The organism is Methanomassiliicoccales archaeon (genome assembly GCA_029907465.1).
GTDB lineage: Archaea > Thermoplasmatota > Thermoplasmata > Methanomassiliicoccales > JACIVX01 > JACIVX01.
Window position 1 is genome coordinate 57,441 of sequence record JARYLV010000006.1, and the last position, 15,100, is coordinate 72,540.

The 15,100-nt window shown below is 46.2% G+C and carries 12 protein-coding genes and 1 tRNA gene; 4 read left to right on the forward strand and 9 right to left on the reverse strand.

All coding sequences use genetic code 11. The annotated features are described in order from the left end of the window. Window positions 1–51: 51 nt before the first annotated feature. Complete coding sequence (locus tag QHH00_03865; protein MDH7508517.1) at window positions 52–1,170, reverse strand: M42 family metallopeptidase; 1,119 nt, start codon at window positions 1,168–1,170, stop codon at window positions 52–54. A gap of 168 nt (window positions 1,171–1,338) precedes the next feature. On the opposite strand from QHH00_03865, the gene QHH00_03870 reads away from it, so the two are divergent. Together QHH00_03870 and QHH00_03875 are read left to right on the forward strand one after the other, a co-directional pair. Next, window positions 1,339–2,556 carry a DUF362 domain-containing protein gene (locus tag QHH00_03870; protein ID MDH7508518.1) on the forward strand — a complete coding sequence of 406 codons (1,218 nt, stop codon included), beginning with the start codon at window positions 1,339–1,341 and terminating at the stop codon, window positions 2,554–2,556. 126 nt (window positions 2,557–2,682) lie between these two features. Continuing rightward, window positions 2,683–2,758, forward strand: a tRNA-Thr gene (locus QHH00_03875). Between the two features lie 411 nt (window positions 2,759–3,169). Here the strand turns inward: QHH00_03875 and QHH00_03880 are convergent. The 6 genes from QHH00_03880 to argC form a co-directional block, all read right to left on the reverse strand. Continuing rightward, window positions 3,170–4,507 (reverse strand): acetyl ornithine aminotransferase family protein, encoded by a 1,338-nt coding sequence (locus tag QHH00_03880; GenBank protein MDH7508519.1) that lies wholly within the window; start codon window positions 4,505–4,507, stop codon window positions 3,170–3,172. Window positions 4,508–4,600: 93 nt separating this feature from the next. After that, entirely contained in the window at window positions 4,601–5,311 is a 711-nt protein-coding gene (locus QHH00_03885; protein ID MDH7508520.1) for an ACT domain-containing protein, read from the reverse strand. Window positions 5,312–5,350: 39 nt separating this feature from the next. Further along, complete coding sequence (locus tag QHH00_03890; GenBank protein MDH7508521.1) at window positions 5,351–6,556, reverse strand: aspartate aminotransferase family protein; 1,206 nt, start codon at window positions 6,554–6,556, stop codon at window positions 5,351–5,353. 36 nt (window positions 6,557–6,592) lie between these two features. After that, a complete protein-coding gene (argB, locus tag QHH00_03895) occupies window positions 6,593–7,468 on the reverse strand; it encodes an acetylglutamate kinase (protein ID MDH7508522.1) in 876 nt (291 codons plus the stop codon). Between the two features lie 9 nt (window positions 7,469–7,477). Beyond that, complete coding sequence (gene argJ / locus QHH00_03900; GenBank protein MDH7508523.1) at window positions 7,478–8,704, reverse strand: bifunctional ornithine acetyltransferase/N-acetylglutamate synthase; 1,227 nt, start codon at window positions 8,702–8,704, stop codon at window positions 7,478–7,480. Window positions 8,705–8,707: 3 nt separating this feature from the next. Further along, a complete protein-coding gene (gene argC, locus QHH00_03905; GenBank protein MDH7508524.1) occupies window positions 8,708–9,733 on the reverse strand; it encodes an N-acetyl-gamma-glutamyl-phosphate reductase in 1,026 nt (341 codons plus the stop codon). Window positions 9,734–9,938: 205 nt separating this feature from the next. Here argC and QHH00_03910 point away from each other — a divergent pair, with 205 nt between their 5' ends. Further along, window positions 9,939–11,210 (forward strand): argininosuccinate synthase, encoded by a 1,272-nt coding sequence (locus QHH00_03910; GenBank protein MDH7508525.1) that lies wholly within the window; start codon window positions 9,939–9,941, stop codon window positions 11,208–11,210. Continuing rightward, entirely contained in the window at window positions 11,161–12,606 is a 1,446-nt protein-coding gene (argH, locus tag QHH00_03915) for an argininosuccinate lyase (GenBank protein MDH7508526.1), read from the forward strand. Before QHH00_03910 ends, argH begins: the two co-directional genes overlap by 50 nt. Here the strand turns inward: argH and QHH00_03920 are convergent. After that, window positions 12,601–14,664 carry an LUD domain-containing protein gene (locus tag QHH00_03920; GenBank protein MDH7508527.1) on the reverse strand — a complete coding sequence of 688 codons (2,064 nt, stop codon included), beginning with the start codon at window positions 14,662–14,664 and terminating at the stop codon, window positions 12,601–12,603. The two genes, argH and QHH00_03920, sit on opposite strands and share 6 nt — an antisense overlap. Continuing rightward, window positions 14,664–15,032 (reverse strand): hypothetical protein, encoded by a 369-nt coding sequence (locus QHH00_03925; protein ID MDH7508528.1) that lies wholly within the window; start codon window positions 15,030–15,032, stop codon window positions 14,664–14,666. Before QHH00_03925 ends, QHH00_03920 begins: the two co-directional genes overlap by 1 nt. Between the last annotated feature and the right edge of the window lie 68 nt (window positions 15,033–15,100).

Sequence of the window (15,100 nt, forward strand, 5' to 3'; positions counted from 1 at the left end):
GTCATCCTTTGACTATTCTTATAATTTTTGGTCGAGGATACCCTAATCCCCTTATATGAGCGTCAGTGAATCGACCTTTGATTTATCAAGAACCTTGACCATCTCCACGACGAACTTTATGCAATGATCGACATCCCCCAGGTCCAAAATGCCGACATGTGAGTGAATATGCCGCGTAGGCGGCCCAACAACGATGCTTGGACAACCAATGTTGCTGATGTGGACTGCACCCGCGTCAGTACCTCCCATCGTTGTCGTAGCCAGTTGATAAGGTATTCGGTTCTTTTCGCACACGCTGATTGCTAATTCTTTTAGGGGCTGATTAGGAATCATTGACGCATCATACGTCGTGATCGCGATGCCTTCTCCCAGTTTTGCTTGTGCTTGTCTTGGTTCTACACCAGGAACATCCCCCGAAATTTCTACATCGAGGACTATCGCGACGTCAGGTTTCACAAGGTTTGCAACGGTCTTTGCACCTCTTAAGCCGACTTCTTCCTGAACCGTTGCAGCGCCGACGACTCTATTTGGATGATCGATTTCCTTCTCTTTCAATGTTCTTACAACCTGAGCAGCGATGAAAGCTCCGACCCGATCGTCAAATCCTTTTCCAAATGCCAGCGTCTTTATTCCAATGAATTTTCCTTCCTTAAAAGCCCTCTTCTTTATTGTGAAAAATGTCGAATCGGGAACGATCGCATCACCAACCCGAACTCCCATTTCCTCCGCTTCATCTTTGTTCGAACATCCAATATCGATGAACATTTTGTCCTTTGTAATGACCTTCTTCCTTTCTTCTTCATCCAGAAGATGGGGAGGTTTGATTGCGATGACCCCCCTCAGCTTCCCTTTTCTCGTCATCACAATTACTTTCTGACCTAGAAGACCCTGGTCAAACCATCCCCCGAGCTGGTGAAATGTCAAAAAGCCCTGATCCGTAATGCTTGTAACGATGAATCCAATTTCGTCGATATGGCCCGGTATAAGAATCGTAGGGGCCTCTGAGCTACCTTTTTTTTCGAAAACAAGACTTCCCATCCTATCAGCGTAAACGTTATCTGCCCACTTCTGAACATAACTCTTCATTAATTGTGTCGTTTCCCTCTCAAACCCTGCCGGACCTGGACTGTTACAGAGTTCTTCAAAAAATTTCAATGATTCTTTGTCCATGACGATACCTCATGATTAGGATCCGCGAACCCGATCCTTTTTAAAAGATGAAGACAAAGCAAATAATAAAACTTCTTCCAAAACCTGCAAGCATTTGTTGTAATAAGCGATATTATCTTATGCAAGTAAATGTGATGGAAGGGTATAACGATCAGAAAAGTGGTGATGATGCACTGGCCTGTTTCGATTCTCAGATGCCACCGTATTGACGCAGCACATATCGCACAAAAGCTAAAGGATCTCCTTCAACCCCTTGGCGTCGAGAAGGAATTGGACGGAGTTTCATCCGTGGTTATTAAACCGAATGTCTGCTGGGGCGAAGACTGGAAATCAGGCAGTACAACTTGCCCACTACTTGTCAGGGAAGTCGTCAAGTGGCTTAGGGAAAGAGGAGTTGAGGAGATTACGATCGCAGAGGGGTCAATGGTAGGCCATAATACATTTGAGTGTTTCGAAAAGACAGGTTTCATGCAACTCGCTAGAGAACTTGATTTGAAAGTCGTTGATCTGAACAAAGACCCAATCGTCGAGCTCCGCGTTGAAAAGCCAAATGTTTTCGAGACTATTGGAGTCGCACGGACAATAGCTGAATGCGAATTTTTGATCAACATGCCAGTTATGAAGACGCACATCAACACAACGGTGACTCTCTCCATGAAAAATTTAAAGGGCGTCATTCCTCACCAATGGAAGAGAAGATTTCATTTTATGGGTCTCGACGGAAGCATTGCGGATTTAGCTACGATTGTCTCTTCTAACCTCGTCATTATGGACGGTATCATTGGACAGCAGGGACAGGGGCCACTGACTGGTACGCCCGCAAACGCTGGTCTCCTTATCGCTGGTAGGGATCAATTCGACGTGGACATCATTGCAAGCAAGATCATGGGGTTCGATCCCAGAGAGGTTAGGCATTTGGCATTTTTTGCAGAAACGAAGGGTATTGATCTTGATAGTTACAAACCTCGGACAGCCGGAGAACAATTGTCTGACCTGAATATCAGGTTTGAAAGGCCCATATATTCGTTGAAGGGTTTGTATAAAGGGGTTGAGATCCTTTGGGGCGACCCGTGTAGTGGTTGCGCTGGCGCTCTCAGCGTTGCCCTTGAGCGCATGGAAAGATCTGGAGAACTCGAGGTAATTAGGCGCAACGGAGGAATAGTTGTCGCGCTTGGCAAAGGAATTGAACCTGCCAAATGTGACAAACTCGTTCTTCTTGGCAAATGCCAGTACCGTAACAGGGATAAAGGAATGTTCATTCCAGGATGCCCGCCACCGGGCATGATAGTGCGGGAGATGCTCTCGAAATTTGCAAAAGGTGAAACGAGATACGGAAGCGACATCTTTGTAAAAGAGGCAGAGGAATTATATAAAGAGGAAAAATGATCCAAGAACGGGCGGTCCCAACTCCAAAGGGCCACCAATACATTCAGTAAACATATTCGGCGGCGACATTGATAGGCATTGTTATGAAAAAATGATAAATGCTAGTTGTGAAATACGAGGAGCGATGCCACCATAGCTCAGCTGGAAGAGCGGCTGACTTGTAATCAGCAGGTCGGGAGTTCAAATCTCCCTGGTGGCTCCATTTTCAATCAACATAAACTAAAACAGATAATTCGCATACATTTCTCTCGATTCACTGAGCTAATACAAATCTCCATGAGTATCCAATCAATATGACACAATGGGATATGCCTATTTTCGAGAACTTAGAGGGTTCATGATATTGCCAAAACCGTAAAAAGCACTGATCCGCACGGAAAAGAACATTGATCGGTAAGGAGGTGGTTCATTTTATTAAAGATGGAAGAGGAGCCTCATCGGACCAGTAACTATGATACGAACACATCTCTTCGTTCACACAGGACACGACCTATAGCAAGGTATGCATCTCACCAATAACACGCCCGTTAAATAATATTCCATTTCTGTGCGTTTTTCCGTTCTATTTGGAGAGGGGCGATACTCCGTGTCTGGAGTATCCATTTCCTTAGCTCTATTTTTTCATCTTCTCAACAGTCGCGATTGATTGTTCCAGTATCTCAATTCCGGTATCAATTTCTTCAATTGTCGTCGTCAAAGGGGGAATATAACGGATAGAAGACTTGCCACAACCTAAAAGTATAAGACCATTTTTAAATGCGATTTCGATGATTCTGTCCCTCTCAGCTGATGCAGGTTCCTTTGTTTCTCTATTCCGCACAAACTCTGTTGCCTGCATCATGCCGATCCCCCTAACATCGCCGATGATCTCGTACTTCTCCTTGAGTTCTTCCAGCCTTTTACGAAGATATTGTCCGTTTTTCCGCGCCTTCTCGACGAGATTCTCTTTATCGATAACTTCAAGGGTTGCGAGGGCCGCCGCACATGCGATAGGATTTCCACCAAATGTGTTGGAGTGCGCACCCTTTTCGCTAAAATCGAGCTTTTCATCAAATATCGTCGCCCCAATCGGAATGCCTGATCCGAGCGCCTTTGAAGAACAAACGATATCAGGCACAACACCATGATGCTCGATTCCCCACATTTTTCCTGTCCGCGCCATACCCGCCTGCACCTCATCGTCGACGAAGAGAATACCGTACTTTCTCGATATTCCGTGAATGATCTTGACAAATTCTGAGGGGGGGACGATGTATCCTCCTTCGCCTTGAATTGGCTCCATAAAAATCGCAGCGACCTCATTCGAAGGAATGAATGATTCAAAATAGACTTCTTCGAGACCCCGCGCACACCAGATGTCGCATGAAGGGTATTCAAGACGATAAGGGCAACGGTAACAGTAAGCGTACGGAATGTGAATGACGCCGGGAACTACGGGGAAATACCTTGCACGCTGCACGGGTTTGCTTGCAGTTAATGATAATGATCCCATTGTTCTCCCATGAAATGCACCGATGAACGCAATGAACTGACTCTTGTGCATTGACCATTTGGCGATTTTCATAGCCGCCTCGATTGACTCTGTTCCGCTGTTGCTGAAAAAGACCTTTTTATCAAAACCACCCGGCGTGAGCTCGGTCAATTTCTTCGCTAACCTTGACTGTACTTCATAGTAGAAGTCAGTCCCAGCGAAGTGAATAAACTTGTCGACTTGCTCCTTTATCGCCTTCACGACGGCGGGGTGACGGTGCCCGAGGTTAAGAACGGCGACCCCACTCGTGAAATCAAGAAACTTGTTCCCATCAACGTCAATTACAGTACTCCCATATCCGGCCTCAATTGCGAGAGGCAACGCCTTCGTGGAAGTCGCCAGATACTTCTCATCATTTTCAATAATTAGCTTTGCCTTAGGTCCTGGCAACTCAGTATTGATGACTGGAATTTTAGTCATCGTCATGTCTCCGATCTGATTTATTACTCACCCACTATTTTATTGTTTGCTGGCATTGATTAATATTGTCGAAAAAACAAAAAACAAAGATTGCTAAAGTCCCTCCCCTTCTTCCTCTTCTTCTGGTGCAGATCCAACCTCTTCTGCTCTCTCAATGCATTTCGACAGAATCGAATATGCCCGGATCATGTCCGCCTCTGCGACAATGAAGATCGTATCTGTGTAGCAGCTCACGGTCTCGACGATATTTAGACCGCCCTCTGCGAGGCTGGAGACAAGATACGCAAAAACACCACTAGTCTCTGTGATCACCTCAGGCGACTTAACAGAGATCTCGACGAGGTTCTGCCGCACCTTCAAAACATTCTCCTTGCCCACCGCTGCAACAACCTCGCCCTTAAGCTTCTCATCGGCAATGATAGTGATTGCCTGAGTACCTTGGATTACCTGCATGATTGCCTTCTCATTGATGAGCTTTCTGAAAACGGATTCGAGACGTTGAAGAACCGTCCAGTCGTTTTTCGCTGTCACGATACATATCTTCGTTTTCACTTCCACCCTGCTATTTCCTATGACTGATAAAATTTCCTTTTCGTGATCGTGTTTCCCGAGCGTCAAAGCATATCTGCGGCAGGCGATCATGACGGCTTCTTCATTTTTTATCCCTTCTTCCTTCATGATCAATCTAGCCAGAGAAGAGAAATTAATAAGGTCTTTGGAGATACAATCTTTAATACTTGGATGAGAATCAATGTAAGCGCGCGTCCGTTCAGCGACGCTTTCCTTATGCTTCGTTTTTTTCATAAGATTTGGAGGATTGCATATCTGAGTATTAAAAATTAATTATAATTCTGAGATCGATGATCCCGCGCTAGCACGCAAATCAATATACGATCGAAGTACCTGGTCAAATCTCGATATCGAGTCTTCAGAGATTATCAACGCAGGCACCATTCTGACGACTTTCCCGGCGCACACGTTAACGAGAATTCTATGCTTGAAGCAGAATTTCTGAAATTGTTTTGCTTCCTCGCCCATTTCCAATCCGATCATTAGCCCTTTGCCTCTTACGACAAAGGGAAAGTCATTACAGAGAGATTTTATGCGTGAGATCCATGCGTCCCCGATTTCCATAGCACGGCTATCCAGTTTTTCATTTTTTAGGGTTTCAATAACTGTTGTAGCAACACGACAGACAAAAGGGTTCCCTCCAAAAGTTGAACCATGAGATCCAGGCTGGAATGCGTTCGCAACTTCCTCTGATGAGATAATCGCCCCTATGGGAAAACCACCTCCTAGTCCTTTGGCGAGCGTCACGATATCTGGAACGATATTGAAATGTTCAAAGGCAAACATTTTTCCCGTCCTTCCGAGTCCAGTTTGTACCTCGTCGAGAATCAATAAGGTATCCCTCTCTGTGCACAAATCCCTCGCAGTTTTCATGAACTCAGCTGGAGGAACTACGATCCCTCCCTCCCCCTGCATTGGTTCGAGTATAACGGCTGCCGTATCCGACGTGATTGCCGTCTTAAGCGCTTCAACGTCGCCATAGTTGATGAAATCAAAGGAGTTCGACAATAGCGGCTCGAAACCCTCGTGGTATTTCCTCTGCCCGGTCGCAGAAAGCGCACCGATTGTTCTCCCGTGAAATGAATTATAGGTCGCGACGAAACGTCTTCTCTTTGTCTTTTTCGCGGCCAATTTGAGTGCCGCCTCATTGGCCTCCGCACCGCTGTTGACAAACATGGAACGATTCAAGGGCTCGGGCATAATCGTTGCCAAAGTCTGAGCCAGCTGCGCTTGTTCCTTGATATAATATAGATTTGAAACGTGCACAAGTCTATCGACCTGTTCCTTCACAGCCTTCGTGATTGCTGGATGGCAATGTCCCAGAATATTTACAGCGATCCCGGCGACGAGATCCAGATATTCATTTCCATCCAAATCGTAAAGGAATTCGCCATGACCCCTTTCAAAGCAAACTTCCTCCCTCGAATAATTCGAGAATAAATAGGTATTGCTAAGTTTCTTGATTTCTTCGAATTTCATCGCTTTCGCCTTTTCGCATTGTTCATTTAAAGAGATTTAATCGGTAATCCTTGTCCCCATGTCACCCATTCCAAGAAGCTCGTTGAGGATCGAATGTGGAACCTTACCACAGACCATATGCGCCGTCTTAACGCCACTGAGGATCGCTAGACGACAAGCTTCGAGCTTTGGAACCATTCCGTCTTTGACGACGCCGCTAGCAATTAGTGCGTCAATCTCCTTCATTGAAATCTGCGGTATGACTGTTGCACCGTTCCCGTTCTCTTTCATTAAACCTGGAACGTCTGTGACCAGGAAAATGTCCTCAGATCTTAGAGCCTTTGCAAGATGGGCGGCCACGGTGTCAGCGTTCACATTTACGCGCTTCCCCTTTTCGTCAACACATATCGGATAAACAACGGGGACAAACCCGCTCGCACACAGAAGATTAATGAGCGTAGGATCGACCCTGGAGACCTCCCCAACATTCCCGAGATCGACAAGACATTCGCGGCCGTTTTCGTCTTTTGTCTTGATCGGGGGCATCCTTGTGCAAATCACCGTTCTGCCCTCTGCCCCCTCGATTCCTATCGCCTTGATCCCAGCATTTCTCAATGCGTTTACAATCTCTCCATTGATTCTCGCAAGGACGTTCCTAACGACCTCGAGAGTCTCGTCATCGGTCACCCTCAGGCCAGCAACCTTTTTAACCTCTTTCCCCAGCTTCCTCATTTCATCATTGATCTCTGGGCCACCGCCATGCACAATAACAGGTCTGACGCCGAGACTGACTAACAACGCGATGTCTTCGCAGAAGCTGGCCATGTCCCCATTTCCGTTGAGCGTGCTACCACCGAACTTGATAACGATTTTCTTGCCACGCAATTTTGCCAGCCGTGGAATCATTTCCTTAGGAATTTCTACTCCTGCCATTTCCCCCACCTATGTCGTGTATTGTGCATTGATCCTCACATAATCGTAACTGAGATCGCATCCCCACGCCTCCGCTGAACAATTACCAACTCCCAAATCGACCTTGATTGTAATCGTCTTGTTTGATAGTACCTTTCTCGCAATGGTTTCGGTCGTCTTACCAGAAAACTGAATAGGATTGCCGTGATCGAAGAGCTTGACATTCGTCCCATTTGCACATATCATCAGTTGCATCTTTTCAAGGTCAAAATGGCTGTTCGAATTGCCGACAGCTGCAATGATTCTTCCATAGTTGGGATCCGATCCGAAAATCGCAGCCTTTACGAGATTTGACGATATGATCGCTCTCGCCGCCTTGCGTGCGTCTTCTGCTGTGCGCGCTCCAGTGACGACTACCTCAATCAATTTGGTCGCGCCTTCGCCGTCAGCTGCGATTTTTCTTGCTAGTGTTTTCGCAGTCCATTCGATGGCCCGCCAGAAAACTGGATCGTCGTCGACAGGTTGGCCACCGACACATCCGTTTGCCATGAACACCGAGATATCATTTGTGCTCTGGTCACCATCAACATTGATCATATTGAAGCTGTGATCCAGTATCTCCTGCCACTTCTTGTCAGGTCTCGAGGAAAGCGGGGCATCTGTTGTAATGAAACTCAGTGTCGTCGCGTGAGACACCTTCATTGATGGTGAAATCATGCCGCTTCCTTTTGCCATCCCACCAATTGTCACCGTTCTCCCATCACTAAGTGTAACTTGGCAAGCCGCTTCTTTTCTTACAGTGTCTGTTGTGAGAATCGCCGTTGATGCGAGTTCGTCAAACTCTCTCCCTCTCCCAAGTGATTTCACCGCGAGTGGAATTCCCGCAGCAATCTTATCCATTGGAAGATAGCGACCAATAACACCTGTCGAGGCAACACCTACGAGATTTTCTTCGACACAAAGTTCCGTAGCAGCGATCTTGATCATCGTGATTGCATCCTCAATGCCCTTCGTCCCTGTCAGTGCATTGGCGTTTCCACTGTTGATCACGAAAGCCTGAAGCAACTCAGGATCCTTTTTCATCATCACTTCGACTGGCGCTGCCTTGACCTTGTTCTGAGTATAGCCAATCGAAGTTTTTGCAGGTTTTTCAGAATAGAGAATCGCCAGATCCAGTTTCTCCTTTTTGATGCCAGCATGTACCCCCGCCGCCTTCCATCCGAGCGGAGCTGTGACACCACCATCAATTATCTTCAAATATCACACCCCCATGCCGGGGAAGTCGAGCCCCATTTCTTCATCAATGCCAAACATGATATTCGCATTCTGGATCGCCTGCCCTGCTCCACCCTTTATAAGATTGTCAAGCGCTCCTAGGACCACGAGATTTCCGTTACCCGCGAATTCATATCCAACTTCGCAAAAATTCGATCCGACCACGGATGGAATCGAGGGGATATTGTTCAATCTGACAAATTTGCTGTCTTTGTAGAACTTTTGATAAATTGAGTAGAGATCATCATGTTCAATTGTTTTGACAAGTGACCCGTAGCAGGTGCATAAAATCCCCCTAACAATTGGAACAAGGTGAGGTGTAAAGATCACATCAATCGGAGTTTTTCCGATCCTTTTGAGCGCCATTGCAATCTCGGGTGTGTGCCTATGAGTTCCAACCTTGTAGGGGATCACATTGGCGCCACAATTAGGGTGATGCGTCGTTTTCGTCGGTTCCATTCCAGCGCCGGAAGTCCCGCTCTTTGCGTCAACAATGATTTTCCCATCGATTATTCCCTCAGCAACCAGAGGCGCCAGCGCGAGCGTAGCACAAGTCGGATAGCAACCAGGATTAGCCACGAGCTGTGCCTTTGCAATTTCATTCCTAAAAAGCTCAGGGATTCCGTAGACCGCACTCTTCAGATTCTTTGGATCTTTGTGCTCGATTCCATACCATCTGCGGTAAACATTCGGATCACTGAGACGATAATCACCGCTAAGGTCAACGACCTTGATACCTCTGTCAATGAGTTCTGGGATAATGTCCATGGAGGCGCCGTATGGAGTTGCAACGAAAACAATATCGCAATCCATCGCCTTCCCAAGCTTCTCGTCGAATCTCAAATCGACAAATCCCTCAAGGAACGGGTGAATTTTGGAGACTTTAACACCGGGATGCTGTCTCGAAGTCATTGATGCGATTGTCATCTTAGGATGGCGACAAAGAATGCGGGCTAGTTCTCCGCCGGTGTAACCAGAGCCTCCGATTATTGCAGCACGTAGCATGTCCATATTCCTCTGAACTCAGGGTTCGATTAAAAATAAATGAATATTAAGGATGATGACCGATTTCAGACAATTGAGAAGCTCGCTGTCTTCGGAGAGACTGATTTAACACTGAATTTAAGATGTCCAAAAGAAGACTGAGTTTCATCTAAATGTCGTTGACAAGTCATCATTGTTTTATAATAACTCAAGATTTGACGCCTCGATAAAGATGTTATCCAGTGATTCTAAGGTCAAGAAAGTTGTGTTGGCATACTCGGGCGGTCTTGATACGTCCGTCGCGATCAGATGGTTGAAAGAACGCTATGGCTTCGATGTTGTTGCAGTTTCGGTTGATGTAGGCCAGCCTGGAAACATCAATGAAGATATTAAGAGGGCAAAGGAGATCGGGGCATCCAATGCCTATGCGGTCGACGCGAAGGACGAGTTTGCAGAACGGTTCATCTTTCCGGCGCTAAAGGCAAATGCACTTTATGAGGGTACATATCCACTCAGCACGGCGATTGCCAGACCACTAATTGCGAAGATACTAGTCGATGTGGCAATAAAGGAGGGGGCGTCCTATATAGCTCACGGCTGCACAGCTAAGGGGAACGACCAAGTCCGATTTGATGTTTCGATCGGCGCGCTTGCACCGCACATCGAAATTATCGCGCCAATGAGAGAGTGGGTAATGACGAGGGAGGATGAAATAGAATACGCAAAAATTCACAAGATTCCGATTAAAGTCAAGAAGGAGAGTCCCTACAGCACTGACGAAAACCTTTGGGGTAGGAGCATTGAATGCGGTATTCTTGAGGATGCGAGCCAAGAACCGCCAGAGGACGCTTTTGAGTGGACCGTTTCTCCGGCCAAGGCACCTGATGAGCCAACATACATCGATATCGGGTTTGAAAAAGGGATTCCGATATCGATCGATGGACAGAAGATGAAACCTGTCGAACTCATCAAAAAATTGAATGAGATCGCGGGGAAAAATGGTATCGGTCGAATCGATCATATCGAAGATAGACTCGTCGGTATCAAATCAAGAGAAGTATATGAATGTCCAGCAGCTACGGTCCTTATTAAGGCACACCAAGACCTTGAGAAACTTGTTTTGCCAAAGGATCTCCTAAACTTCAAGAGAATTATAGAACAACGATACGCAGAACTTGCGTACGAAGGTTTATGGTTCAGTCCGCTTAAGGAGGCGCTCGACGCATTTATTGATAAGACCCAGGAATACGTGACTGGAAATGTGAGGGTTAAATTGTACAAGGGAGCCGCAACACCCGTAGGGAGGTCATCACCCTATTCGATGTACGATGTCGCTCTTTCAACGTACGACAAAGGAGACCAGTTCGATCACACTGCGGCAAAAGGATTTATTTATGTCTGGGGACTTCCATTGAAGACGATTGCGGCAATACGAAAAAGACAGGTGAATTCGGGTGAGTCAGGAAACACTATGGAAGGGGAGATTCAAGGTAAGAATCGCTGATGAAGTCCTCTCCTTCACTTCTTCTTTGAGCTGGGACAGACGTCTAGCGTGGTACGATGTTGTCGGCTCCATCGCCCATGTCAAAATGCTCTGCAAGCAGAAAATCATCGAGGAAGCTGAATGTGATAGAATCATCGACCAGCTAAAGGAATTGCTGATAGACATTGAAACAAACAAACTGGTTCTTCCTGACAATATCGAAGACATCCATTCTGGCATCGAATTCCTATTGGTTAATCGCTTAGGAAGTATCGGCAAGAAAGTTCATACTGCGAGGAGCAGGAATGATCAGGTAGTGACGGACTTGCGCATGTTGATGAGGGATTGCACACTCGTACTCATGTCCCTTCTCAGCTCTCTCGAGGAGATTCTGCTTAACAAAGCCGCGCAAAATCTCGAAACGATCATGCCTGGGTTCACACATCTGCAACACGCCCAGCCGATTACATTGGCACATCACTTACTTGCTCATTTTTCGAAGCTTGAGAGGGATTTCGATCGTTTCGCCGAGACCTATAAAAGGATTAACGTCTGTCCACTTGGATCCGCTGCGCTGGCAGGAACAACATTCAACATTGACCGATCGTATACTTCACAGCTTCTAGGTTTTGATCGCCCCTCGCGAAATTCAATCGACGCTGTCTCTGATCGGGACTTTGTCTCAGAATTCATTTATAATTGTGCGATGACAATGATCCATTTAAGCTCCCTTTGTGAGGAGCTCATCATATGGAGCACTCCTGAGTTTGGATTTGTTGAATTTGATGATACCTATGCAACTGGCAGTTCGATCATGCCGCAGAAGAAAAACCCCGATATCGCTGAACTTATCAGAGGCAAAACCGCGCGAGTCGTCGGAAACCTCAACGCAATCATGATGCTTGCAAAGGGACTCCCCCTCTCTTACAATCGTGATCTTCAGGAAGACAAGCCGCTCCTCTTCGATGCTCTGGACACGACAAGATCCTCACTCGAAATCCTCGTGCCAGCAATAAAGACACTACGTTTTGATAAAGAAAAGATGAGATTGAGAGCTCTTGAAGGATATCTCAATGCAACTGATCTAGCCGACTACCTTGTTTTGAAAGGGGTACCATTTAGGGACGCACATGAGGTCTCAGCGAAGATTGTGAGATACGCGATTGAAAAGGGTAAGAAGATTGAAGAGTTGAGTGTTGACGAGATGAGAAGATTTTCCGAGAGAATTGATGATGATGTCATTCCGATTCTTTCGGTCGAAGCTTGTGTCAAACGGAGAAGATCTTATGGGGGAACATCGCCCGATGCTGTGAAGAAACAAATCGAGGAGTGCACCGAGATTCTTAAAAGGCAAAAAGAGCTCATAAAAAAAGAGAAACTTAGGTTAAAAAAGGTCTGGAAAAGATTGCTCTCATGAAAAAATCGAGAGTTCCTTGACAAGGGTAACCAGGTCAATAATTTCAATCCCTTTGTTTGAAGATTTAAGTGCATCTCTGAAATTGTTCTCACAGAAGGCGCAAGTAGTGATGAGGCAATCCGCACCAGTCTCGATTGCTTGATCGATCCTTCTTTTGCCGATGAATGATGCGAGTTCGGGATGGGTCTTCTTTACCCCAGCACCGGCGCCACAGCAGATCGATTTATTCCTATTGAATCTCATTTCAGTTAGCTTTAGGCCAGGTATCGCATTGAGGATCGTGCGAGGTTCCTCAAAGATCCCTCGGTGCCTACCAAGATCACAAGGGTCATGGTAGGTCACATGCATGGGTTGCATTCGAAGTTCGAGTATTCCATCTCTGAGAAATGATACGATCGTTTGAGAAATATGTTCGACTTTCAAATCAAATCCTGGAATATACTGCGAATAAGAAGACAGCGTGTTGTAACATCCTGGGCAGGACGTGATGATTCTTCGTGCACCTGTTTTCTTCATTCTAGAAGCGTTCTTCAGTGCTAGTTTCATGAAAACGTCTCTTGCCCCAATTTTCAGAAAAGGCGAGCCACAACATACCTCATCAGCGCCCAGGTAGGAGACATTTAACCCCGCGGAGACGAGGATATCTACCGCCGCTCTCGGGATTTCTGGTGCGCGGAGTGAATTGAAACACCCCGCAAAAAAGAGGACGGGCCCATTAATTGTAATGTCCAAACCATCTGACCATTGCGTTCTATTCTCCGGCGGTTCATTCCATGGGTTTCCCCATTGCCTTACGTTCGAAATCATTTCTTCCTGCTCTGGCGTTGGGAGGAGTCCTTTCTGCACGGCTCTGTACCTCATATCCCGCATCAATCTTGGCGTATCGATTTTCACAGGGCACATCTCGGCGCAGAGGCCGCATTGAGTACAGTATGTAAGACCGCCTTCGATACCCTTTTCTAAGCCCTCCAACTCTGCAGTGAAACATACACCCCTACCACCCAAGTACGCGTGACCTCCGAATGAGGGACCAAGAACATCATAGACTGGGCATTTCAACAAGCAGCTTCCGCAGTTGATGCAATACATGACCTCTTTGTCTTCAATTGAACTCCTTCCATTGTCGATGAGGATTAACACGACCTCCTTTGGGCCGTGCATTCCATAAAACATAATCTTCTCGATGTCCGCGGTCCTGCTAGGAGCGCTAATCACATCAATAAAAGAGCTGTTCAGACTGCCAGTACCATAGAGAATCTGAAGTTTGGCAAAATTCATCGCTTCATCTAGATTTGGAACAATCTTTTCGACTGCACTAACAACAATGTGTTTTTTGGGTCTCCGCGCGCATGCTGTGATATTGCCCTCGTTATGCACAAGAACGATCGAGCCCTCCTCAGCAGCGATAAAATTTGCACCAGTGATTCCGATTGATGCCCTCGAGATAAACGTTGCTATCTCTTTTCTAATCGCTTCTGTCAATTCATCAGGGTTCGGTTCAACTGGGCGATTAAGATGGTCGCTGAGGATCTGCGCCACATCATATCTTGTTAGGTGCAGTGCTGGACCGGTTGGATGCACTGTGCGTTCCTTTGCGAGCTGAACGATTCTATCACCTGCGTCTGTCTCAACGACCTCTATCCCCTTCGATTCTAGAAAATGGGTCAAATCGATTTCCTTCGTAACGTTCGATTTCGACTTGACAATAAGTTTCTCATTTCCAATTTCTTCAAGAATCATATTGAGCGCTTCATCCTTTGTCGATGCGATGCGCACCCGTATCCCGTTTGCCTCTAGCCTAGTAATTGCTTTTTTTAGAAGGGAGTTGTCGGAAAAGGATCTCTGCCTTACCGCTCTTGCCCTCTCCCTCCTTTGCTCGAAGCCATCAATCCTGAGCTTGTTGATTTCCTGATTATCAAAATTCGTTTGAAAAGCTCTGCGCATTCCCTCGAATCGTGCATAATCATCAATTGCCCTTCTTATGATTGAGTTTGCTTTTCCTGCGCAGAAATTCGGTTCATCTGTCATTGGATCAATGAGCCTCCGTTCACCTTTCACTATTCTTCGATGAATGAAAGAGCATCCCATTCGAGGTCATGGGCGACACCAGCCTTTGTCAGCATTCGGCTGAGCTTTTCAGCGACCCTAACGACCTCGCCACCCTTGGATGTCCCCCTTATGTAAAACTCCTTCCTATTAATCGGGAACACAAGCCTCATCTTTCCCTTTCTGTTGTAGCCCTCAGGCTTTCTATCCCTCTCCAATTCCACTTGGTTAAGGTGGATGAACATCTGCAGTACGTCCTCATCCTCAGGCAATTGATCAGTTTCTTCAAGAAATGTCTTCAGAAGTTCGGGAAAGATTTTTGCTAGATCCTTGTATGATGTATTTTTCTTGAAAACGAAGTGCCCGCTGGTTGCCTTCATTATGGCGTTCCATACACAAGTTTCTATTTAAATCTGTTGAAACGTAGGGTTGTTATTATTAGTATAAT

What these genes read in the sequence shown, in the direction of transcription:
- QHH00_03865 (MDH7508517.1), bottom strand. Translation starts at nt 1,170, where the DNA reads ATGGACAAAGAATCATTGAAATTTTTTGAAGAACTCTGTAACAGTCCA.
- QHH00_03870 (MDH7508518.1), top strand. Translation starts at nt 1,339, where the DNA reads ATGCACTGGCCTGTTTCGATTCTCAGATGCCACCGTATTGACGCAGCA.
- QHH00_03880 (MDH7508519.1), bottom strand. Translation starts at nt 4,507, where the DNA reads ATGACTAAAATTCCAGTCATCAATACTGAGTTGCCAGGACCTAAGGCA.
- QHH00_03885 (MDH7508520.1), bottom strand. Translation starts at nt 5,311, where the DNA reads ATGAAAAAAACGAAGCATAAGGAAAGCGTCGCTGAACGGACGCGCGCT.
- QHH00_03890 (MDH7508521.1), bottom strand. Translation starts at nt 6,556, where the DNA reads ATGAAATTCGAAGAAATCAAGAAACTTAGCAATACCTATTTATTCTCG.
- argB (MDH7508522.1), bottom strand. Translation starts at nt 7,468, where the DNA reads ATGGCAGGAGTAGAAATTCCTAAGGAAATGATTCCACGGCTGGCAAAA.
- argC (MDH7508524.1), bottom strand. Translation starts at nt 9,733, where the DNA reads ATGGACATGCTACGTGCTGCAATAATCGGAGGCTCTGGTTACACCGGC.
- QHH00_03910 (MDH7508525.1), top strand. Translation starts at nt 9,939, where the DNA reads ATGTTATCCAGTGATTCTAAGGTCAAGAAAGTTGTGTTGGCATACTCG.
- QHH00_03925 (MDH7508528.1), bottom strand. Translation starts at nt 15,032, where the DNA reads ATGAAGGCAACCAGCGGGCACTTCGTTTTCAAGAAAAATACATCATAC.